We start from the raw sequence: 21,686 nt of genomic DNA, 5'->3' as shown, positions 1-21,686 counted from the left end.
AGGGCGGCGATGGGGGGCCAGGATCCCCGTGGCAGCCTCCCGCGGATATAGTGTTCCACCCTGCCCAAGACGCTTCCATGATTGCCGCGCTCCCCTTTGCCATCATCCTGCTGATGGTGGTGGCCAACGCGCTCTACGTCGCCGCCGAGTTCGCCACCGTCGGATCGCGGCGCTCGCGGGTTCAGGAGGCCGCCGAGTCGGGCGACCGCACCGCGGCCACGCTGCTGGTCATCCTCCGCGACCCGGTGAAGCTCGACCACTACGTGGCCGGTTGCCAGATCGGCATCACCCTCAGCAGCCTCGTCGCTGGCGCCTTCGGCCAGGCACAACTGACGCCCCTGCTCGCGCCGCACCTTGGGGCGGTGGGCGGCGTCACCGCGGCCATCGTCATCGTGCTGCTCGGCGTCACGGCACTGCAGGTGGTGTTGGGCGAGCTGCTGCCCAAGACCGTGGCCTTGCGCTATCCGGAGCGGTTGGCGATGGCCTGCATGCTGCCCATGCGCATCAGCCTGTTCGTATTCAGGCCGCTGATTGCGCTGTTCAACGGCACGGCGTTCTCGCTGATGGGCGTGGCCGGGCTGCGCGTGGACCACAGCCACGCGCACGTGCATTCGCCGGAAGAGCTCGAAGGCCTGTACCGCGAGAGCGCGGCCGGGGGCCTGATCGACGCCGCGGAGCGCGACATGCTCGCCGGCGCACTCAATCTCGACGAGCGCCTGGTGCGCTCGATCATGACGCCGCGTACGCGCATGCTCACCGTGCGCGGCAGCGACCCCGTGGGCGAGGCGTTGCTGCGGCTGGTCGAGACCGCCCACTCGCGGTTCCCGGTGGTGGGCAGCGGAGCCGACGACGTCACCGGCATCGTGCACCTGCGCGAACTGTTCGCCGCCAGCGAACGCGATCCGGCCGCGACCGTGGCCTCGGTCCAGCGCGAGCCGCTGGTGGTGGCCGACGTGATGCCGGTGCCGGCGCTGTGGAAGGCACTGCGTTCCGCCGGGCGGCATACCGCCATTGTGGTCAACGAGTACGGCACGGTGGCCGGCATGGTCACCCTGGAGGACGCGTTGGAAGAGGTGTTCGGCGAAATGCAGGACGAGTTCGATCGCGAGGAGGAGCTGATCATCGAGTCGGGCGCGGACCTCGACGTGCGCGGTGACGTCGGGATCACCTCGCTCAACGAGCGTTACGCGCTGGGCCTGCCCGAGGAGCTGGTGGACACCATCGGCGGGCTGGCCTGGCATGAACTCGGCCGCCTGCCGGTGGTGGGCGACGAGACCGGCATCTCCGGCACGCCGCACCGACTGCGGGTGGTGGCGATGGATCGCCAGGCGGTGCAGCGCGTGCACCTGCTGCGCGACGCGGAGGACCGGGAATGAGCGAAGTCTGGCTGCCGATCCTGGTGATCCTGGTACTGATCGTGGTCAACGGCGTGTTCGTGGCCGCCGAGTTCGCCCTGGTCGGCGCCCGGCGCAGCCGCCTCGCGACGCTTGCGCAGGGAGGGAGCCGCCCCGCGGGCTGGCTGCTGGGGGTGTTCGACCGCCCGGCCGGCAAGGATGCGTACATCGCCATTGCCCAGTTGGGCATCACCCTGGCAAGCATCGGCCTGGGCATGTACGGCGAGCCCGCCGTCGCCAGCTGGCTGTACCCGGGCCTGCATGGCCTGGGCCTGTCGGATGCGCAGGTGCATCTGGTCGCGTTCGTGATTGCGCTGAGTGCCATCACCTATCTGCACGTGGTGCTCGGCGAGATGATCCCCAAGGCGCTGGCGCTGCAGGCGCCGGAGCAGGTCAGCATCGCCACCAGCCCGCTGATGCGCCTTTTCGGCATCGTGTTCAGGCCGATGGTGTTCGTGCTCAACCGCACGGCGTTCGCCCTGATGCGCATGCTGGGGATCCCCGAGCCGGGCAAGGGCGCCTCGCTGTACACCAGCAAGGAGCTGGAGATCGCTACCGGCGAACTCGCGCAGAGCGGGCAGCTCGACCTCGGCCAGCGCGCGCTGCTGGACAACATCTTCGAGATGGAAGACCGCATCGCCGAGGAGCTGATGACCTCGCGCGGGCGGATGCAGGCGATCGCGGCCGACGCCGACTTCGGCGCCGTAGCCCTGCTGGTGGGCAACGGGAACGCCAACCGCTATCCGGTGTTCGAGGAGTCGCTGGACAACGTGCTGGGCGTGCTTCACGTCAAGGATTTCATCCGTGCGCGGGCCCGCGGGGAGGACGCGAGCCTTCGCGGCCTCCTGCGCCCCCTGCCGAACGTGGCGGCGACGACCTCTGCGGAAGAGCTTCTCGCCCTGTTCAAGCGCCAGCGCGTGCATGCCGCCCTGGTGGTGGACGAGTTCGGCGGCACGCTCGGCTTCGTGACCATGGACGACCTGGTGGCGGACGTCATCGACGAGGAGGCCGCGACCCCGAGCGACTGGATCCGCCGCGACGAAGACGGCAGCCTGGCGCTTGACGGCGAGGTGACCCTGGCCGAATTGGGTGAGGACTACGGCATCGACCTCGAGCACCCCGAGGTGATGACGGTGGCGGGCCTGTTCCTGGCCGCGCGCGGCACCCTGCCCGGCGTGGGCGACGCCATCGAGTGCAAGGGCCGGCGGCTCGTGGTCGAGGAGCTGAAGGGCCTGAAGATCACCCGCGTGCGGCTGCTGCCGGTGGCGTGATCGCGCAAGGGCCGCGCTTTGCCAAGCCGGCGCGCTGATGCCGGGCCATGCCACGAAACCCACTACCATGCGCGCACCCCAGTTCCGGCCGATTCGCATGTCTACCCCGACCATTGCGCCCAACTACCTCGACGACGACCACATCCAGCGCCTTGCCGCGCTGCTGGAGCAGCGCGCCGTCCCGTTCAAGGGCTTGAACCTCGAGGCGCTGGACGGCTTCCTGTCGGCGCTGGTGGTGGCACCGTCGCTGGTGCTGCCCAGCGAATGGCAGCCGGTGGTCTGGGGCGGCAAGCCGCCGCGCTGGGACAGCATCGAAGAGGCGCAGGAAGTGCAGGGCCTGCTGATGGGCCACTGGAACATGTGCAGCGCGCGCGTGCGCCACGGCGACGACGACCTGCCCGACCACCTGGCCCCGCTGCTGTGGCTGCCGGAAGACCCGGAGCTGACCGGCGAGGAGGCCCTGCGCGAGGACGAGCTCGACGTTGGCCACGACTGGGCGCTGGGCTTCTTCGCCGCGGTCGGGCTGCGGGAGCAGGAGTGGGACCGGTGGCTGGACGACAACGACTGGATGGAGGACATCTTCGACCTGCTCGACCGGCTGGTCAGCGGTGAAGTCATGGATTTCGAGGATCCGACTGCGGCTGCGACACCAATCAGCTACCGCGAGCGCCTGGAGATCATCGTCGGGCTGCCGGGGATGCTGGCCGACCTCAACCACCACCGCGTTGAAGCGCTGACCCCACGCGAACCGATCCGCCGCGAGGCCACGCCCGAGCGCAACGCACCGTGCCCCTGCGGCAGCGGAAGGAAATACAAGAAATGCTGCGGCAGTGCCACCACCGGTTAGCGGACGCCACGGCCTGCTGCACGTAGCGCAGGCTGTCGTCGTCGCGCACGGTGGCCTGGAAGTTGGTGTATTCGCAGTGGTAGGCGGCGACGTCGTACAGGAAGCGGCCGTCCAGCGCCGTGCCCTTGAGGCCGAGCTCGGCGCTGGTCACGGTCTCGTCGTCGATGATTTCGCTCGATAGCACGTGGAGGTTGACCACGTTCGGGCGCCGGCCGCGCGACAGCGAGGCGTAGCCGCGCAGGTCGTCGCTGAAGGCGTAGTCGCCGACCACGCGGCCGACCAGGGACTTGAAGCTTTCGCTGCGCTCGACCAGCTGGGCTCATGCAGCCTTGAACCGGGCAGCGTGGCGTGTATGTTGGAACGGCCGCGGCGGATCGCGGATCGATCGGACAAAGGAGTCGACATGGCAGCTTGGTACCAGATTTCGAAGACCTCGGACGGGCAGTTCCAGTTCGTGCTCAAGGCCGGCAACGGCGAAACCATCCTCACCAGCGAGCGCTACAAGGCGATGGATTCGGTGCACACCGGCATCGCTTCGGTGCAGAAGAACTCGCCCGATGCGGCGCGCTACGAGAAGAAGGAGGCCAGCAACGGCAAGCCCTACTTCCTGCTCAAGGCCGCCAACCACCAGGTGATCGGCAACAGCCAGATGTACAGCTCCGAGGATGCGCGCGACAAGGGCATCGCCTCGGTGCAGTCCAACGGCCCGGCCACGACCATCAAGGACACGACCGCGGCCTGAGCTATCCCGGCCCGTCCCGCGCTGTCAGCGGGCACGGGCCCGGGGCGGGCTACCAGTCCGTCGGCCGATAGTCCTTCAGGAACTGCCCCCAGACGTGCTCGCCGGTGTTCAAGCCGGCGATGATCGGATCGACGATCCGCGCCGCGCCATCGACGATGTCCAGCGGCGGGTGGAAGCGTTCCTCGATGGTCTTGCGCGCGGCGATCTCCACCGGATCCTCATCGGTCACCCAGCCGGTGTCGACGCTGTTCATGTGGATGCCGTCGCCCTGGTAATCGGCGGCCGAAGTGCGCGTCATCATGTTCAGCGCGGCCTTGGCCATGTTGGTGTGCGGGTGCCGGGTGGTCTTGAAGTTGCGGTAGAACTGGCCCTCCACCGCCGACACGTTGACGATGTGGCGGTCGCGCGTGGGCGGGCTGCCGTCGCGCGTGCGCAGCATCAGGGGCTTGAGCCGTGCGTTGATCAGGAACGGCGCGATGGCGTTTACCAGCTGCACTTCCAGCAGTTCCACCGACGGCACCTCGTCCATCAGCAGCCGCCATGAATTGCGGCCGCGCAGGTCGACCTGCTGCAGGTCCTGGTCCAGGCGCCCCTCCGGGAACAGGTGCGACTGGCCGAGCAGCTCCTCGGCCAGCAGCGGCACCTGCGACAGCTCGGCGGCGCGGGTCAGGCCCGCGGCGGCTTCGTGGCGGAGGTCGCGGCCGGCCAGCGCCGTGCGCTCGCCTTCCGGCAGCAGCGCGTCCGCGCGCAGGCCTTCGTAGCGGCCGAGCAGGCGCCGCTGGTGTTCCGGCGCGTCGTGCAGCGCCGCGCTTTCCGCCGCCATCATGTGGGTGTAGAACCCCGGCGGGCGGCGCACGGTCTGGCAGGCGTTGTTGATGATGAAGTCCAGGCGGTCGTGGGTGGCCAGCAGCTCGCTGCAGAACGCTTCCACGCTGGGCGTGTGGCGCAGGTCGAGGCCGAAGATCTCCAGCCGGTCCTGCCACTCCGCGAAGTCCGGCTCGTCGGCGTAGCGCGCCGCCGAGTCTCGCGGGAAGCGCGTGGTCACGATCAGCCGCGCGCCGCAGCGCAGCAGCTTCAGCCCGGCCTGGTAGCCGATCTTGACCCGGCCGCCGGTGAGCAGCGCCACGCGCCCGCGCAGGTCGGTGAGCTCGGTGCGCTTGGCGAAGTTGAACTCCGCGCACTCCGGGCACAACTGGTCGTAGAAATGGTGGATCAGCGTGTACTTGCGCTTGCACACATAGCAGTGCTGCGGCTCCAGGGCCTCGTGGTGAGGCGGCACGTCGGCGTCGAGATCGTTGGCCTCGAAGCCCGTCGGCGGGAAGTAGTTCGGCGTGGTGAACACCGGCTGCCGGCGCAGCGTGCGGATGCCGGTGGCGTCGAGGATCGCATCGTCGCGCTCGTTCTTCGCCTGCACGCGGCTGCGCTTCTGCTGCTTGCGGCGCTGGCGGCGCGCGACCGGGTCGACGGGCGCGTGCAGCGCGGCGAGCGCGCGGTGCAGCCGCTCGCGGGTGGCATCGTCCAGCACGTCGAGCAGCGCGTGCTCGGCCGCGACGGTTTCAAGGAGGTCGGTCGCGTCCCGCAGGCGGGCTTCGAGCGTAGCGTCGGGCAGGTCGGCGCGGGCGTCGGATGCGCCCGGAGAGGTCGTGGTCATGCACTTAGTTTGCGGGCTCGGGGGCGCAAACGACAGCGGCAGGCGGTCGCGTGCCGCCCAGGCGCCTCCTCGGGGGTGTCGCGGCTGTCGGCCCAGGCGCGAACGCCTCCGCCCACGCCCCCTGCGCTTATCCTGTGCGCCCGGCCACCCGACGACCCCCGCCATGCACCTGCCCGACACCGAATTCGACCCGGACGACAACTTCGCCCACGGCACCGACCCCGACCTGGAGATCGACGAGGACGCCGGCACCGAAACGCTGGTCTGGCAGCTGCTGCTGCTGGTCAATCCCGGCGACGAGGAGACCGCGCTGCAGCAGTTCGCCGCTTACCAGGACGCGACCGCCGACGCCGGCGAAGACGAGTTCGAGCCGGCCTGGGTGCTGAAGGACATCATCGACTGGAAATCCGGCTTCCAGGTCCACGACGACGATGCCGCCGCGCTGGTGGAAAGCATCACCGAACTCGTCGCGCGCTGGAACCTTGATCTCGACTGGGGCGTCGAGGATCCGACCGACGACGAATTCCTGGCCGATGCCAGCATCCCCGCCCTGCTGCAGGTGGCCTACGACGCCCTGCGTGCCTACGGTTACACCCTGTGGATATGGGACACCGGCACCGCGACCACGGCGGGCTGGATCACCCTGAGCCGCGACAACGAGGCGATGGGCGCGATCGCGCCGGCGCTGGGCATCAAGCTGCGCCCCGGCGGCTGAGCGTCGTCGGGGAGCGCCGATCGCGAGGCAACCGGCTTCCTCGAAGCTGTCGAGGCCTTGCCACTTTGTTTACGCCGCAAGGCGTGTACTGCCAGCTTGGGCGTGTCGCGTCGCTGTCTGGTACGTGCCATGAAGCTGGGCCGATGGATGTTCCTTCCGGCGTGGGGGCTGATGGCGCTCGCGTTGTTGCTGGTGCCGCCGGCGCACACGGCCGCGCCCGCCACGGACGCCGCGGCGGACGTGGTGCTGCTGGACATCCAGGGCGGTATCGGCCCGGCCAGCCACGACTACGTGCGCCGCGGCCTGGCGCGCGCCGCCGCCGACGGGGCACCTGCGGTAATCCTGCGGATCGATACGCCCGGTGGCCTGGATGCGGCGACCCGCGACATCAATCGCGCCATCCTGGCCTCGGACGTGCCGGTGATCGCATGGGTCGGCCCGGCGGGCGCGCGCGCGGCCAGCGCCGGGACGTACATCGTCTACGCGAGCCACCTGGCGGCGATGGCGCCGGCGACGTCGCTGGGCGCGGCGACGCCGATCGCGCTGGGCGGCGCGTCGGGCCGGGATCCGGAGCCCGATGCAGGTGACGAACGCGGCCGCGACGACGGCGCGATGTCGCGCAAGGCGGTCAACGATGCCGTCGCCTACCTCCGCAGCCTGGCCGAGCTGCGCGGCCGCAACGTCGATTTCGCCGAGGCGGCCGTGCGCGATGCCGCGACCCTGACCGCGACCCGCGCCCTCGAACAGGGCGTCGTGGACATCCTCGCCACCGACATCGACGACCTGCTGCGCCAGGCCGACGGCCGCGAAGTACAGCTGGGCGATCGCCGCCAGGCCCTGTCCACCGCCTCGCGAACGGTGGTGCCGCTGGCGCCCGACTGGCGCAACCGCGTGCTGTCGGTGATCACCGAACCCACGATCGCCTACCTGTTGCTGCTGGTCGGGTTGTACGGGCTGCTGTTCGAGGGCTACAGCCCGGGGGCGATCGTGCCGGGCGTGGTCGGCGGCATCTGCCTGCTGCTGGCGCTGTACGCGCTGCAGGTGCTGCCGGTGAACTACGCCGGCGTGGCGCTGATCGTGCTGGGCGTGGCGCTGATGGTGGGCGAGATCGCCTCGCCGAGCTTCGGGGTGCTCGGCATCGGAGGCCTGGTGGCGCTGGTCGCCGGGTCGGTGGTGCTGTTCGATACCGAGGATCCGGGTTTCGGCGTTCCCGGCCGGCTGATCGCCGGCATCGCGGTCGCCAGCGGCCTGGTGTTCATGGTGGCGCTGTGGCTGGCCGCGCGGTCGCGGACACGGCCGGTGGTCACCGGGGTCGATGAACTGCTCGGCGAGCGCGCGATCGCGCTCGACGACTTCCATGGCCGCGGGCACGTGGCGATCCGCGGCGAGACCTGGCAGGCCGACAGCGCCACGCCGGTGCGGCGCGGCCAGCGACTGCGCGTGCTGGTGGTCGATGGTCTGGTGCTGCGCGTCGCGCCCGATGCCGTGGCGGCCGAAGAATCCACCCTGCCCGAAGGAGACAAGCCATGAGTACCATCGCGTTTTTCCCGGTGCTGCTGGTCCTGATCGTGCTGCTGGCAAGCGCGATCAAGGTGTTGCGCGAATACGAGCGCGGCGTGGTGTTCCAGCTTGGCCGCTTCTGGAAGGTGAAGGGACCCGGGCTGATCCTGCTGGTGCCGGTGGTGCAGCAGATGGTGCGCGTGGACCTGCGCACCATCGTCATGGACGTACCGGCGCAGGACGTGATCTCGCGCGACAACGTCTCGGTCAAGGTCAACGCGGTGGTCTACTTCCGCGTGGTCGACCCGCAGAAGGCGATCATCAACGTCGAACACTTCTACGAGGCCACCAGCCAGCTGGCGCAGACCACGCTGCGCTCGGTGCTGGGCAAGCACGAACTCGACGAGATGCTGGTCGAACGCGACAAGCTCAACGACGACATCCGCGGCATCCTCGACGCGCAGACCGACGCCTGGGGGATCAAGGTCGCCAACGTCGAGATCAAGCATATCGACCTCAACGAGACCATGGTGCGCGCGATCGCCAGGCAGGCCGAGGCCGAGCGCGTGCGTCGCGCGAAGGTGATCCACGCCGAGGGCGAGCAGCAGGCGGCTGCGAAGCTGGTCGAAGCGGCGAAGCTGCTGGCCGGCGATCCGCGCGCGATCCAGCTGCGCTACCTGCAGACGCTCACCGAGATCGCGGGCGAGAAGAGTTCGACGATCGTGTTCCCGCTGCCGATGGACCTGATCGAGCCGATGCTGGAGCGGCTGCGCGGCGGGCGCGGCTGAGGGCGACCGGGACGTGACCGCGGGCGTATCGTCTGGAGTCGAATTCGGATCAGGCCCGCTCACGTGGAGGATGCCATGAGGATCACCATCGAAACCCTGGTCGACGCGTCCGTCGACCTTGTCTGGGACGCGTGGAACACTCCCGCCGATATCGAACGATGGAACGCGGCCAGCGAGGACTGGCACACCACTCGGAGCAACGTGGATCTGCGGGATGGCGGTCGCTTCTCTTCGCGCATGGAGGCGAAGGACGGCAGCGCGGGCTTCGACTTCGAGGGCACGTACACCCGCGTGGCGCCGAAACAGGCCATCGAGTACAGGATGGACGATGGCCGCGAGGTGGCGACGACGTTCTCGGAAAGTCCCGGCGGCGTGCTGGTAAGCACCGCGTTCGACGCCGAATCGGAGAACCCGGTGGAGATGCAGCGCGATGGCTGGCAGGCGATCCTCGACAGCTTCAAGCGCTATGTCGAAGCCCGCGCTTAGGAAAAGCCCGACGCGCGTTTCGTGACCTGCAAGGCATGCGAAGGCTTGCATGCGGATGCGGCCCGTTGTAAACCGGTCCGACATCGTGCAGGGAAGCGCCATGAAACGACATCGCAAGTCCGCGCCAACGGCCGCCGCACTCGCCATCGCGCTCGCCGCGACTTTACTGCTGCAGGGATGCCAGACCGCCATGAGTATTGCCGACGCCAGCGGTGACGCCGGGTCACACGAGGCTGCGGGTTCGCCCGATGATCTTTTCTCGCCGTGGCCGCTGAAGTTCAAGAAGCACAACTTGGGCGTGCATTGCTTTGATACCTATGGCTGCAAGGTGATGTATGACGGCCGGGTGCAGGCGATGGACGATCCCGATGTGTTGCAGCGGTCGTCGGCCAGCATTGGTCCGGATTACCGCAAGAACTGGTTGGGAGGCCAGCTTGGCTTCCACAACTTCCCGCCGCCGGCGAAGCTGAGTTGGACGTCCAAGGACGGCGTCGCGCACGAGACGAAGATCGACTTCGGAAAAATTTTCAAGGATGAACTGGTGCGGCACAACGTGCCGCGCGAGGACATTCCGCTGTACGCGACATTCGGAAGTCCGGACATACACCTCGAGATCAATGACCGTACGGTCAATGTGTACATGCTGGCGATGATTCCGCTGCGTGAGCCGCTCATTCCCGGCAACCGCTACAGCGATATGCGAAACGACCTGATCCTGGCGCACACGGAGACGTTCTAGCTGATTGTAGAAAAAGGAGAAGCTTGCCATGGGAGGCGGGAAGGTTGGAGGCATTGGCACGCATGAAGCCAGTGCCGAGAAGCTAGCAACGTATGAGGCAGCACGACAAGATCTGGCAGGGATGCAAGTCCCCATCCTCTATCAGAGCGACAACCCGAACAGCTATTTGTACTTCGCAAGCTTCGACGGTAGCGGTCAAGACGTTGAACGGGAGAGCCAGATATCCACTAATGTCGGCGTGAATCACCGGGAGGTACAGGGCTTAAAGAAACTCGGGGAGGAGCGCATCGCTGGCGGCTATACCGCAGGGCCGGGCACCCAACGCAACCCCATCGTCCGTACCCTCGACAGCGTGGCGGCCTTCAGCTACGACGACCGCATCATTGATGCTTATCTGCAGTTTGCCCGTCAGGCAAGAATCTGGCTCCAGGAAAACCCCAACGCCGAAATCCACATCGCCTCCATCGGCTACAGCCGCGGCGCCACGCTGATCCCGGGCTTCGCGCGACTCGTGGAACGCCACGGCATCCTCGACCCCACCGGCCTGGGCTTCCACAAGGACGGGAACGGCGAGTTGATCGCATCCAGTCCGCGCCCACCGCTGGTACCGCCAGGCCAAACCGCGCATGCAGTCGCCCTGTTCGATCCTGTCTCGACCAGCCTGCCGAAGCACTACGACCTCCGCCTCCCGCCCTCCGTGATCTCCGGCTATTCGCTGCTGGCTGGTGACGAGCTGCGACGGCTGTTCCCGTACACCACGATGATCGGCGACGGCGTCACGGCGGACGGCCGCTTCGGCCGCAGCACCGTGGCGGGTGCGCACTCCGACGTGGGCGGCGGCAACCGCGCGAACGGGCTGGAGATCCGCTCCGGCAACGTGGTGGTCGGCTATCTCAATTCGCTGACGGATCGCCCGCTGCTGTCCATGCGGGAGGTTCCGGACGACCCGGCCATGAGCGTCATCCATCGGTCCGAGCAGGCGATGTTCGGCCTCTTCGCCATCGGGGCCTCGGCACCCGGCGAGCGCTACGTGCGCGAGCGGCTTTGCGTGGTGGTCGATCCCTGCACCGACGCGATGCCGCGTGACGAGGCGCTGGCAGCGCGCTTCGAATACCGGTTCCCGTCCCCGGCCTCGATGGCCATGCCGATGCCGGGCGTCGCGGCCTCGCCGCTTCATGAACCGGGCCATCCCGGCCATGCGCTGTTCCGGCAGGCGCTGGACGGGGTGCGTGCGCTCGATGCGCGCCTGGGACGCACGCCCGACGCCGGCAGCGAGCGCCTGGCCGCGGCGCTGGCGGCGACGGCCGGGCGCGAGGGGCTGCGGGACATCGACCACGTCGTCGCAGGAGACAGCGGCCGCCGGATGTTCGCAGTGGAGGGAGCGCTGCACGATCCGGCGCAGCGGCGGGCGTGGGTGGACACCGTGCCGGCGCTGGCGCAGCCGTTGGCCGAGAGTGCACGCCAGCTGGAAAGTCTCAGCCCCGGACTTTCGGTCGTCCCGCGCGTGCCGGAGCGCGGGCTGACGCAGCAGCCGGCGCCCGCGATCTTTTGACCTAGGGTGAGCCGGGCAGCCCGCAGGTGGTGTCGCCGAGGATCGTCGCCACGCGTGCGAACTCTTCCTGCAGCGGCGCCTTGGCGTCGCCGCGGGCGTAGCGCCAGCCCGATTCGATCTCGCGCCCGCGCTGGCGCCAGCCGTCGCAGGCCTCGCCGTCGGGGACGCGTTCGCAGCGGTCGTACTGCCATTCACAGGCGGCGCCCGCCGCGAGGCTGGGGTCGCCGTTGATGCCGACGGTCTGCAGCGCTACGCAGCGCGGCTGGGGCTCGGAGGACTCGCTGATGTAGCGGTCGTTGCCGGGGGTGTGGCAGCGGAAGATCGGCGGCGGGGGCAGGCGGTCGGCGTCGGCGATGCGCGCGGGTGGCGGTGCGTCCGGCCGGTCCGGCGCGGCTGGCGCGGCCGTCGTGGCGGGCTCCGCGGCCGGCGCCGGTGCGGGCGCTGCGGGTGGCGGTGTCTGCGGCACGTAGGCCGGCATCGGGGGTGGGGGATCCACCACCGTGCGTTGCTGTTGGCTGCCGGCCGGGCAGGGCTCGTCGTTCTGCACGGTGAGGGCGCCGCTGGCGTCGGTGCAGCGGTAGATCACGACCTGCGGCGCGGCGGACGCGGCGGGAATGGCGATCGCGGCGATGGCGAACAGTGCGGCCAGGCCCAGGCGGCCCAGGCAACGCGGGGTGGATCGAGGCATCAATACGTCCTGCAGTCGCGGTCGATGCGGGCGTTGAGGCCACGCTCCTCGACGCGCAGGGTATCGCGCTCGCGCTGCTGGGCGTTGAAGAAGCGGGTGCGGATGTCGTCGCGGCGGTCTTTCATGCGGGCGCAGGTCTCGGCCGCCGGCAGCACGTGGCATTGGTCGCGCTCCCAGGTGCCGGCGCCGCCCGGCCAGCCGTGGCCGCCATGCGGCGGACGCGGACGGTTGCCGACGCTGCCCGGGTCCGGCCGCGGCGGGTCGGACGGAATGCTGATGCGGCTGATCGGCGGCGCGCTCAGGCCGCTGCCGGCAGATTGGGTCTGGCCGCGGCTGCCAGTATCGCCACGGCCGCCATGGCCGGGCCGGCCGCGATGCCCGGCGCCGATACCCACGGGGTAGCCCATCGTCCATAGCGGCACCCAGCGCGGCTCGCCGTCACCGCTGTCGCTCTCGTACACGCTGCCGTCCGGACGCACGCACTCGTACAGCGGCTGCGGCGGCTGCGCGACCACGTAGTGCACGCTTGGTACCGGGGCCGGGTCCGGCGCCGGCGGGGCAGCCGGCACCGGCGCGGGTTCGCCGTCCACCGGCCGCATCATGCTGCGCACGTCCTGTCGCGCCCCGTCTGCGCAGGGCACGTTGCCGATGACCACCTGGCCGCCGGCGTCGGTGCAGCGATAGATGGTGACGTCGTCCTGCGCTGGGAGCGGCGCAGCAGCCAGGATGACCGCGAGGCCAAGCAGGGCAGCGGCGATGTGGGCGGCGCGGTCCATGGGCGCATCTTGCGCGTCCGGCCCCCGGGTTGGAAGGGCGGTGCCGCGGGCACGCATCGCAGGCAGCCCGGGGCGGCGCGACGTGCTCAAGCGCGCAAGCCGGCACCGCTGCGGGCATCGCGGATCGGGGTCGGACGCTCAAGGCCGCCGGTGTCGCCTTCCAGCACGACATCGAGCGCTGCCAACAGCGCGGCGTCGGCCTCGGCCAGCGTGCGCGGCGGGGACGCACCTGCGGGATTGGCGCTGGTCGACACCAGCGCGCCGCCAAAAGCTTGGCAGAGGCGGACCACCAGCGGGTGCGCGGTGATGCGCACCGCAACGCCGTCGTGGTCGCCGGTGATCCAGCGCGGCACGCTCGCGGTGGCGGGCATGACCCAGGTGTGCGGACCAGGCCATGACGCCATGACCTCATCGCGGCGTGCGTCGGGCAGCGCGCCCCAGTCAACCAGGCCATCGAGCTGCCCGGCGTCGGCGGCGACCAGAATCAGCCCTTTGTCCACCTCGCGCTGCTTCAGCGCCAGCAGGCGCATGACCGCGACCTCATCGAACGGATCGCAGCCGAGGCCCCAGACCGCTTCGGTCGGATACGTGATGACGCCGCCGCGGCGGAGCGCGGACACGGCAACGTCGACGTGGGGTGACCGGTTCATCGGGCAAAAGGCCGTGGAAATGACGTGGCGCGGACCGGCTGCGGTCCGCCCCGACAGCTTACCCCGCCATGCAGGGCGTACCCGCGGAAGGTTGGCCCGGACGTGGCGCGAGCGCATGGTGCCTGCCGACATCCTGCTCCCGCTCGCCAAGCGTGTTCACCGCCGCCAGCCGGCGGTCGGACTCCTCGACGGTGACGAGCGCGGCGTCGGCCGCGGACACGGACGCCCGCTTGTGTGCCGGGTCGTCCAGCCGCCCTTCGATGGCGAACACGTTGCCAGTAGTGCCCATCAGCACATGGTCGACGCGCCGCAGCACCATGCCGGGCGCGACGGGCGCGACGGACGCGTCCGCCGCATGCGGACATGCGCCGGCACCCTTGCAACGGGCCAGCAGGCTCCGGCTGATGCGCTCGCTTGCCTCGTCATAGGGCTTGCCGTTGGCCTCTTCGATCGCCCGGACGCCGGCGCGGATGCGCTCGTACATCGCGTGGTCGGGGTGCGAGGGGTTGGTGGGGTCGGGTAGTGTGCGTGCCGGAGCCGCCGCTGTGTCATGAGCATCGCCGGGGTGCATGACTGCCGTCCTGGTCCGGGAATCGCGCAGCAGTTCGCGCGTACGCCGGTCGACTACGCCGCTGGTGTCGAGCCCATTCCAGAGCTGGAAGTTTTCGACCGCCTGGCGCGTGCTGGAGCCGAAGATTCCGTCAACGGTGAGCGCGCGTCCATGCCCGTCACGGATGCCAAGCCCGCCCAGCGCCGACTGCAGTGCGCGGACCCGCTCGCCGCGAGCGCCTTGTTGCAGATCGCCGGCGGCGGAAGGCCTTTCAGGTACGGGATTCACGCGTAAATAGTCGGGGAGACCGTCTTTTACCTCGGAAGAGACGGCGGCTGCGCGCGGCACGATGCCGTCAAGGGTCTGTTGCAGCTTTTGATTCCAGTCAAGGGCTGCGACCGGATCCTGTTCCCTGGCCTTCTCGATGAGCATCGGAACGGACTGCTCCCAGGCTGTGGCGTATTGGTCGCAATCCTCTGCAGCCTTGATCGTCCAAGCCTGGCTTGTGATTCCGTTGACCACGCGCCTCGCGTTGTATGTGTCCTGCGAGTCGTCGTTGATATATCTGTCCAGTCGCCTGCCGGTGAACAAGCCATCGCGCATGCCGATGACGAGGATCTGTGCAGCGAGCTCAGGCTCCTTGGCCCGGTCCGGGTTCTTTACAAGCTCTCCATCCAGGCTGAGCAGTTCGTCAAATTTCCGGTAGTTGTAGTCGTGGGTAAGGTGCACGTACCCGCGTCCGTAAAAGTCTTCGCCTCCGCTGTATCCGAGCTTCCGGGCCTGGCTCCTGCCGTAGTCCTCTTCAGGCGCGGCAAAATCGCGGGTTTCGTGTTGCGCGGTCGCCAGCATGTACGCGATCTGCTTCGGATCGCTCACGCCATGGTTCAGTGCGGTACGCACGATCAAGTTGACGGACGATTCGCGATCGATCCCGAATCCCCCGGTGCTACGGCCCTCTCCATTGCTCATTGCTGCATCTCCATATGCAGGACCGCATTGTCATTCGTCGTCGACGATCTGCAGCTTTCCGTCGAGCAGCCGCTCGGTGGTCACCTTGGCGGTGCCATCGGCTTCTTCTTCGGTCGTGACCCGTTCCACAAGCTCCGGGACGCTTGCCTCGACGACGTAGGTCTCTTGAACGTGGAGGCAGCACCCGCTCTTTGCATCGGTCGTGATGGCTCGACCGTCCACGCCGAAGATACCGACATAGCCGACCGTCAGCTCGGAGAAGGCCTCGCTCAAATGCAGCTGCCCATCGCCTTCGTCGAACAGGTAGACCTGGAAAGAAGGGCCGCCGTAGGCGCCATCCCGCCCCGACCAGAGGATCAGGTCTTCGCGACCGTCGGCGTTGACGTCGCTGATGATGAAAGAATGGGCATCCGGCCTGTCGTCCGCATGCAGGGGGCCGCGGTATACCAGGGATCCGGCCTTCAGCATGACTGCGGCCGGATGCAGCGTCTGCTGAAGCTGCGCCCGCGGCATTGCAACGTCCAGTCGAACGTCGTCCTCGCAGGCCAGAAGCCCCTCGACGAAGGGCTCACACCCGGCTGAACGCAGTCGCAGATGGATATCGCCCGAAACAATGGCCAAGCCGTCGGCGCTGGCCAGTGCTTCATTGATTTTGGCGGCGTTCCCGTCACCGGATACCGCGCCAGGTGCGGTATCCGTCGTGTCGACGAACGAGGCCGCGTGCGTTTCGGTTGCACCGGTCCCACAGGCAGCCAGCGTTGCTACGCCAGCAAAAGCTATCGCACGGAATACCGTTTCCATATCACGTCCTTGTCGACCCAGTCGCGGTTATATACCACGGCTGGAAGGCCAAGGCGTGCGTGATCAGAACGGCGCGCTGTCGGGCAGATCCGCTTTGTTGGCGGCAGCCTTCTTGGCCGGGGCTTTCTTCGCTGCCGCCTTCTTCGTCACCTTCTTGACCGCAGTTTTCTTGGTCGCGGCCTTCTTTGCAGCTGCCTTCTTCGCCACCTTTTTCGCGGGTGCCTTCTTCACCGCGGCCTTCTTTGCCGGCACCTTCTTCGCCGCCGTCTTCTTGCCGAAGCGCCCACGCGCGGGCTTGCCGGTTTCCTCCAGCAGCTTCACCACTTCTTCGAAGGTCAGAGAAGCGGGCTCGCGGTCCTTCGGGATCTTGCCGTTGAGCTTGCCGTCGCTGATGTAGGGGCCGAAGCGGCCGTTGAGCACCTGGATGTCGCTGCCTTCGAACGCCTTGATGATCCGGTTGCGCGCGATTTCTTCCTTCTCTTCGATCAGGAACACCGCGTGCGCAAGGTCGATCGTGTACGGGTCATCCTCCTTCTTCAGCGACGCATACACGCTGCCGCGCTTGGCGAAGGGCCCGAAGCGGCCGATGCCCACGCTGACCTCCTCGCCCTTGTCCTCGCCCAGCTTGCGCGGCAGGCGGAACAGGTCGATGGCCTGCTCGAGCGTGATGGTGTGCATGCTCTGGCCGGGACGCAGCGACGCGAAGCGCGGCTTCTCTTCCTCGTCTTCGGCGGTGCTGCCGATCGCAGCGTATGGCCCGTAGCGGCCCAGGCGCACGCTGACCGGCTTGCCGGACTTGGGGTCGGTGCCGAGTTCGCGCGCGCCGGTGGCCTGGTTGCGGTCGACGCTCTCGGTCTTCTCGTCCACCAGCTCCTTGAACGGGCCCCAGAACTTCTCCATCAGGGGCACCCATTCCTCCTCGCCGCGCGACACCGCGTCGAGCTCGTCCTCGAGCTTGGCGGTGAAGTCGTAGTCGACGTAGCGGGTGAAGTGCCCGCTGAGGAAGTTCGACACCGCACGCCCGACGTCGCTGGGGCGGAAGGCGCGGCCGTCCATCTCCACGTACTTGCGGAACTGCAGCGTCTGGATGATCGAGGCGTAGGTCGACGGGCGGCCGATGCCGTACTCCTCCAGCGTCTTCACCAGTGAGGCTTCGGTGAAGCGCGGCGGCGGCTGGGTGAAGTGCTGGTCGGCGTGGATGCGGTCGAGCGGCACGCGGTCGCCGGGCTTCATCGCCGGCAGCTTGCGGCCTTCGTCCTCGTCGTCCTTGCCCTTGTTGTCCTTGCCTTCCTCGTAGACGGCCAGGAAGCCGGGGTCGACCACGGTGGTGCCGCTGGCGCGGAAGGTGTGCTCGCTGCCGGCAGCCAGGTCGACCGACACGGTGTTGAGGATGGCAGGCACCATCTGCGAGGCCACCGCGCGCTTCCACACCAGTTCGTACAGGCGGCGTTCGTCGTCGGACAGGAAGCGCGCGACCTGCGCCGGGGTGCGCAGTGCCGAGGTCGGGCGCACGGCTTCATGGGCCTCCTGCGCGTTCTTCGACTTGGTCTGGTAAAAATTCGGCTTGTCGGGCAGCGCCTTGGTGCCGAAGTCGCGCGCGATCACGTCGCGGATCTCGCCCAGCGCCTCGGCAGACAGGCTGACCGAGTCGGTACGCATGTAGCTGATCAGGCCGACCGCGCCTTCCTCGCCGATCGCGACGCCCTCGTACAGTTTCTGCGCCACCTGCATGGTGCGGCGGGTGGTGAAGCCGAGCTTGCGCGAGGCTTCCTGCTGCAGGGTGGAGGTGGTGAACGGCGGCGCCGGGCGGCGCTTGCGCTCCTTGCTGGCGACGTCGGTGACGTGCAGCGCGCCCTGCGCGGCGGCGACGATGCGGCTGCGCGCGTCCTCGGCGGTGTCGCCGTCGGTGACGGTGAACTGTTCGAACTTCTTGCCGTCGAGCCTGGTCAGCTTGGCGCTGAATGCCTGTGTCGGGTGCGCGCACTCGGCCTCGATGGTCCAGTACTCGCGGGCGATGAAGGCTTCGATCTCCTCCTCGCGCTCGACGATCATGCGCAGCGCCGGCGATTGCACGCGGCCTGCGGACAGCCCGCGCTGCACCTTGCGCCACAGCACCGGCGACAGGTTGAAGCCGACCAGGTAGTCCAGCGCGCGCCGCGCCTGCTGGGCGTCGACCAGGTCGCTGGCGATCGCGCGGGGCTTGAGCATCGCTTCCTTGATGGCGCGCGGGGTGATCTCGGTGAACACGACCCGGTGCAGCTCCTTGCCTTCGAGCAGGCCGCGCTCGCGCAGGATCTCGGCGATGTGCCAGCTGATGGCCTCGCCCTCGCGGTCCGGGTCGGTGGCGAGGTAGATGCCTTCGGCGGACTTCGCGGCCTTGGCGATCGCCTCGACGTGCTTCTCGTTCTTCTCGATCAGGTCGTAGCGCATCCGGAAGCCGTGCTCCGGGTCGACCGCGCCCTCCTTGGGCACCAGGTCGCGGACGTGGCCGTACGAGGCCAGGACCTGGAAGTCCTTGCCGAGGTACTTGTTGATCGTCTTGGCCTTGGCGGGCGACTCGACGATGAGGAGATGCTTGGCCATTGCGGCTGGGGCTCCGGGGACGGCGGGGGCCGCCCCTTGGGGGGGCGATGATGCCGCTTGTGGACGGCGGCGTGTAGACGGCGACGCCCGGGACGGCTGCCCCGGGCGTTCGCGGATGCTATTTATAGTGGAATCACGGCCGCAATGGGACTGTCAAGCGGCTTTGCGTGAAAATCCTTCAGCCGCGGCACTCCTGCGGCAGCCAGGCATCCCTGATGTCGGAGGAGCAATGCCACCGGGCATCGTCCAGGTCCAGCTGCCACCAGATCGTGCCGCCATCCAGGTCCGGGTGGCCGGTATTGCCGAGTTCCTGCTCGATGCCGCAGCTGCCGTCGTCGAAACTGCCGACCACCACGCGGCTGGCGAGGGTGCCGCCGATGCTTTCCTCCGGGCCGATCCCGCCTTCACCGTTGAACGGACAGCGGCCCTCAGCGGTCCGGAAGTCGGCGACCATCGTCTTCAGGGGGGCGGTGTCGGTCATCGCCTGCATCACCCGTGAGCGCTGGAGGTAGTCCTGGTAGGCCGGGAGCGCGATGGCGGCCAGGATGCCGAGGATGGCGATCCCGAACATCAGCACCACCACCAGGATGGCCGCGATCAGGCAGCCGCCGAGGTCCCTGCGCTGCCGTTCGGGGTGCTCGCTGAAGGCCCAGCGATCCACGACCAGGGTGCCGGCGACCATGTCGTGCAGGGCGCGCTTGCGCTCGGTGAACGCGGCCATCAGGAAGCCGATGTACAGCGTGAGGTAGGACAGTGTCGCGGCCACCCAGCGCCCGAGCGCATGGCCGAACGACAGCCGCTGCCCGTGCTGGTCCACCACTTTGATGCCCAGCGCCATCTTGCCGGGCGTGGCCTGGTGGCGCGAGCTCTCGAACAGCGAGAAATACAGGGCGGCGGCGACGTAGTAGAGCAGCACGAAGCCGATGTAGGCGACCATCACGGCCGGATTCGCATCGCCCGAATCAAGGGTTTCGATCCATTCCATGCCGCCGGCGATGCCGACCAGGATGGCGACTGCGAACAAGGTGCCATAGAAGCCCACGCCCAGGATCAGCTGGTCGATGAACAGGGCGGCCCACCGCCGCCAGAATCCCGCGTAGACGACGTCTTCGGTGTGCTGCGTGCTTTGCATCTGCCCTCCCCGGCAAGATGACCGCCGCGAAGCGCGGCGGTGGTCTGAAGTGTGTGGTGTGGCGGCTGATGAAACCGCCCATTGTGGCCGTTTCCGCCGCGGAACTGGCCGGTCAGCGACCGGAGACGTGGATCAGTGCACCGTTTCCGGCTCGTCCACGAACATCTGGGTCTCCATCCAGGCGTAGGCCGCCTCGGCACCGGGCTGGTTGAACAGCACCATCAGCACCACCCACTTGAGGTCGTCGAGGTCGAGCTCGTCCTGGTCGAGCGCCATGGCGCGGTCGACCACCAGTTCGCGGCGGTCGGCGTCGATCACGCCGTGCTGCTCCAGGAACATCAGGAAACCCCGGCATTCGACGTCCAGCTTGGTCTCTTCGCGCTGGGAGAACAGGCGCGTGGGGCCGTCGGCGCGCTGCGCGGCGTCCACCGGGCGCTGGGCCGCGAGGGCGTCGAGCCAATCGAAGGCCTTGCTGGTTTCGGCGGGGCTGAATCCGGCCTGGAGCAGGCCGCTCTGCAGGGAATCGCGGTCGCGGACGGGGTCCGCGTCTTCGGTGAAGTAGTGTTCGAACAGATAGAGCAGGACGTCCAGGATGCTCTCTTTCATTTCCCCCGGCCTGCGCCCGGGGGCGCGTTATTGAGACGTTCGGGAATACCGGCCGTGCTCGACCGCGACACGACCCTCCAGCTCCATGAGCAGCAGCATGCTGCCTAGCTCCGCGGCCGTCAATCCGGTGCGCGAGACCAGGTCATCCATACCTGTGGGGTCGTGGCCCAGCGCGTGCCACAAGCGCTGGTGGTCGGAGCCTGCGGGCAGGCCGGCGGTGCCGGCCACCCCGTCAGCGGTCCCGGACACTTCAATGGGGGCGGCCAAGCGCCCGCGCAAGTCGTCGCCCAGGCTGGTCGCGACCGTGGCCAGCGCCTGGACGACTTCGGCCGGTGTCTCCACCAGGCCGGCGCCGTCGCGGATCAGGCGGTGGCAGCCGCGGGCCTTGGGGTTGTGGATCGAGCCGGGGATGGCGAAGACCTCCCGTCCCGCCTCGCCGGCGAGGCGGGCGGTGATCGCGGCGCCGGAGCGCAGCGCCGCCTCGACCACCACCACGCCCAGCGACAGGCCCATCAGGATCCGGTTGCGGCTGGGGAATGAGCCGCTGCTGTACGCCATGCCGGGTGGGACCTCGCTGACCACGGTGCCGGTGGCGGCGATCCGGTCGTAGAGGCCGGTGTTGCGCTGCGGATAAGGCCGGTCGATGGCCGTGCCGAGCACGGCCACGGTGCGCCCGGCCGGCGCTGCCAGCGCGCCCTCGTGGGCGGCGGTGTCGATGCCGGCGGCCATGCCGCTGGTGACCGCCAGGCCGGAGACGGCGAAGGCGCGGGCGAAGTCGAAGGCGTTCCTGAGGCCGCCTGCGCTGGCCGCGCGGCTGCCGACCACGGCCACGGACGGGTGCCAGAGGAGGTCGGGATCGCCCAGCACCCAGATCGCCAGGGGTGCATTGCCGAGGCGGGCCAGCAGCGAGGGATAGTCCGGCTGGTGCAGGCCGATGACCCGGTGGCCGGGCGCGGCCTCGAGCCAGCGCCGCCATCGCGTGACATCGTCACCGCCGCTGCGGGCGCACAGGGCGCCCTGCTGGGCGGCGTCCAGGCCGGCGGCGCGCCAGGCCGTGCGTCCGGCCGCGAGCGCCGCCGTGGCGCTGCCATGGTTATCGAGCAGCCTGCGCCGGGGTTCGCTGCGGCCGCCGGCGGCGAGCAGCCGCAGCAGCGCCAGGGTGTCTTCGCTGTCCATGGCCCAGCCTGGCCCGCAAACGACGACGGCGCCCTGGGGCGCCGTCGCATGTCACGGTCGGGAAAGGCCG

The 21,686-nt window shown here is 68.7% G+C and carries 20 protein-coding genes and 1 pseudogene; 10 read left to right on the top strand and 11 right to left on the bottom strand.

Features of this window, described 5'->3' with window-relative positions; all coding sequences use genetic code 11:
- Positions 1-77 precede the first annotated feature (77 nt).
- The 3 genes from E2169_RS06420 (at position 78) to E2169_RS06410 (ending at position 3,512) form a co-directional block, all read left to right on the top strand.
- Positions 78-1,376 carry a hemolysin family protein gene (locus E2169_RS06420; protein ID WP_132985790.1) on the top strand — a complete coding sequence of 433 codons (1,299 nt, stop codon included), beginning with the start codon at positions 78-80 and terminating at the stop codon, positions 1,374-1,376.
- Positions 1,373-2,665 (top strand): hemolysin family protein, encoded by a 1,293-nt coding sequence (locus E2169_RS06415; RefSeq protein ID WP_132985789.1) that lies wholly within the window; start codon positions 1,373-1,375, stop codon positions 2,663-2,665. The genes E2169_RS06420 and E2169_RS06415 overlap by 4 nt, the downstream gene beginning before the upstream one ends.
- A 97-nt stretch (positions 2,666-2,762) precedes the next feature.
- Positions 2,763-3,512 (top strand): UPF0149 family protein, encoded by a 750-nt coding sequence (locus tag E2169_RS06410; protein ID WP_132985788.1) that lies wholly within the window; start codon positions 2,763-2,765, stop codon positions 3,510-3,512.
- A gap of 19 nt (positions 3,513-3,531) precedes the next feature.
- On the opposite strand, the pseudogene E2169_RS14635 reads toward E2169_RS06410, so the two are convergent.
- Positions 3,532-3,795, bottom strand: a pseudogene (locus E2169_RS14635) (TonB-dependent receptor domain-containing protein); the annotation flags it as partial.
- A gap of 120 nt (positions 3,796-3,915) precedes the next feature.
- Here E2169_RS14635 and E2169_RS06400 point away from each other — a divergent pair.
- A complete protein-coding gene (locus E2169_RS06400; RefSeq protein ID WP_132985787.1) occupies positions 3,916-4,254 on the top strand; it encodes a YegP family protein in 339 nt (112 codons plus the stop codon).
- 49 nt (positions 4,255-4,303) lie between these two features.
- Here the strand turns inward: E2169_RS06400 and E2169_RS06395 are convergent, their stop codons facing one another.
- A complete protein-coding gene (locus E2169_RS06395; RefSeq protein WP_132985786.1) occupies positions 4,304-5,905 on the bottom strand; it encodes an SDR family NAD(P)-dependent oxidoreductase in 1,602 nt (533 codons plus the stop codon).
- 163 nt (positions 5,906-6,068) lie between these two features.
- Between E2169_RS06395 and E2169_RS06390 the strand changes: the two genes are divergently transcribed.
- The 6 genes from E2169_RS06390 (at position 6,069) to E2169_RS06365 (ending at position 11,685) form a co-directional block, all read left to right on the top strand.
- On the top strand, positions 6,069-6,620 hold the full coding sequence (locus E2169_RS06390) for a DUF6630 family protein (RefSeq protein WP_132985785.1): 552 nt from the start codon (positions 6,069-6,071) through the stop codon (positions 6,618-6,620).
- A gap of 129 nt (positions 6,621-6,749) precedes the next feature.
- Complete coding sequence (locus E2169_RS06385) at positions 6,750-8,150, top strand: NfeD family protein (RefSeq protein ID WP_229659078.1); 1,401 nt, start codon at positions 6,750-6,752, stop codon at positions 8,148-8,150.
- Positions 8,147-8,908 (top strand): slipin family protein, encoded by a 762-nt coding sequence (locus tag E2169_RS06380; protein ID WP_132985784.1) that lies wholly within the window; start codon positions 8,147-8,149, stop codon positions 8,906-8,908. Before E2169_RS06385 ends, E2169_RS06380 begins: the two co-directional genes overlap by 4 nt.
- A gap of 75 nt (positions 8,909-8,983) precedes the next feature.
- Entirely contained in the window at positions 8,984-9,394 is a 411-nt protein-coding gene (locus E2169_RS06375) for an SRPBCC family protein (RefSeq protein ID WP_132985783.1), read from the top strand.
- 100 nt (positions 9,395-9,494) lie between these two features.
- On the top strand, positions 9,495-10,133 hold the full coding sequence (locus tag E2169_RS06370) for a hypothetical protein (protein ID WP_132985782.1): 639 nt from the start codon (positions 9,495-9,497) through the stop codon (positions 10,131-10,133).
- A gap of 121 nt (positions 10,134-10,254) precedes the next feature.
- Positions 10,255-11,685 (top strand): XVIPCD domain-containing protein, encoded by a 1,431-nt coding sequence (locus tag E2169_RS06365; RefSeq protein WP_165942346.1) that lies wholly within the window; start codon positions 10,255-10,257, stop codon positions 11,683-11,685.
- 1 nt (position 11,686) lies between these two features.
- Here E2169_RS06365 and E2169_RS14230 read toward each other — a convergent pair whose 3' ends face one another.
- The 9 genes from E2169_RS14230 to dprA form a co-directional block, all read right to left on the bottom strand.
- Entirely contained in the window at positions 11,687-12,373 is a 687-nt protein-coding gene (locus tag E2169_RS14230) for a DUF4124 domain-containing protein (RefSeq protein ID WP_165942345.1), read from the bottom strand.
- The gene (locus E2169_RS06360) at positions 12,373-13,149 is read right to left on the bottom strand and encodes a DUF4124 domain-containing protein (protein WP_132985780.1); all 777 of its coding nucleotides are present in this window, start codon (positions 13,147-13,149) and stop codon (positions 12,373-12,375) included. Before E2169_RS06360 ends, E2169_RS14230 begins: the two co-directional genes overlap by 1 nt.
- 86 nt (positions 13,150-13,235) lie before the next feature.
- Entirely contained in the window at positions 13,236-13,799 is a 564-nt protein-coding gene (gene tsaC, locus E2169_RS06355; protein ID WP_132985779.1) for an L-threonylcarbamoyladenylate synthase type 1 TsaC, read from the bottom strand.
- 58 nt (positions 13,800-13,857) lie between these two features.
- Positions 13,858-15,318 (bottom strand): peptidoglycan-binding domain-containing protein, encoded by a 1,461-nt coding sequence (locus E2169_RS06350; RefSeq protein WP_132985778.1) that lies wholly within the window; start codon positions 15,316-15,318, stop codon positions 13,858-13,860.
- Between the two features lie 30 nt (positions 15,319-15,348).
- Entirely contained in the window at positions 15,349-16,119 is a 771-nt protein-coding gene (locus tag E2169_RS06345; protein ID WP_132985777.1) for an XAC2610-related protein, read from the bottom strand.
- Positions 16,120-16,182: 63 nt separating this feature from the next.
- The gene (locus E2169_RS06340; protein ID WP_132985776.1) at positions 16,183-18,702 is read right to left on the bottom strand and encodes a DNA topoisomerase I; all 2,520 of its coding nucleotides are present in this window, start codon (positions 18,700-18,702) and stop codon (positions 16,183-16,185) included.
- A gap of 178 nt (positions 18,703-18,880) precedes the next feature.
- The gene (locus tag E2169_RS06335) at positions 18,881-19,834 is read right to left on the bottom strand and encodes an RDD family protein (RefSeq protein ID WP_132985775.1); all 954 of its coding nucleotides are present in this window, start codon (positions 19,832-19,834) and stop codon (positions 18,881-18,883) included.
- A 132-nt stretch (positions 19,835-19,966) separates the two neighbouring features.
- Positions 19,967-20,440 carry a DUF494 family protein gene (locus tag E2169_RS06330; protein ID WP_132985774.1) on the bottom strand — a complete coding sequence of 158 codons (474 nt, stop codon included), beginning with the start codon at positions 20,438-20,440 and terminating at the stop codon, positions 19,967-19,969.
- Positions 20,441-20,467: 27 nt separating this feature from the next.
- The gene (dprA, locus tag E2169_RS06325) at positions 20,468-21,616 is read right to left on the bottom strand and encodes a DNA-processing protein DprA (RefSeq protein WP_132985773.1); all 1,149 of its coding nucleotides are present in this window, start codon (positions 21,614-21,616) and stop codon (positions 20,468-20,470) included.
- Positions 21,617-21,686 lie beyond the last annotated feature (70 nt).

The organism is Luteimonas terricola, assembly GCF_004352845.1.
In the GTDB taxonomy this organism is placed as follows: Bacteria; Pseudomonadota; Gammaproteobacteria; order Xanthomonadales; family Xanthomonadaceae; genus Luteimonas; species Luteimonas terricola.
Note: the sequence above shows the minus strand (reverse complement) of the source record. Positions and strands in the feature narration are given on the sequence as shown.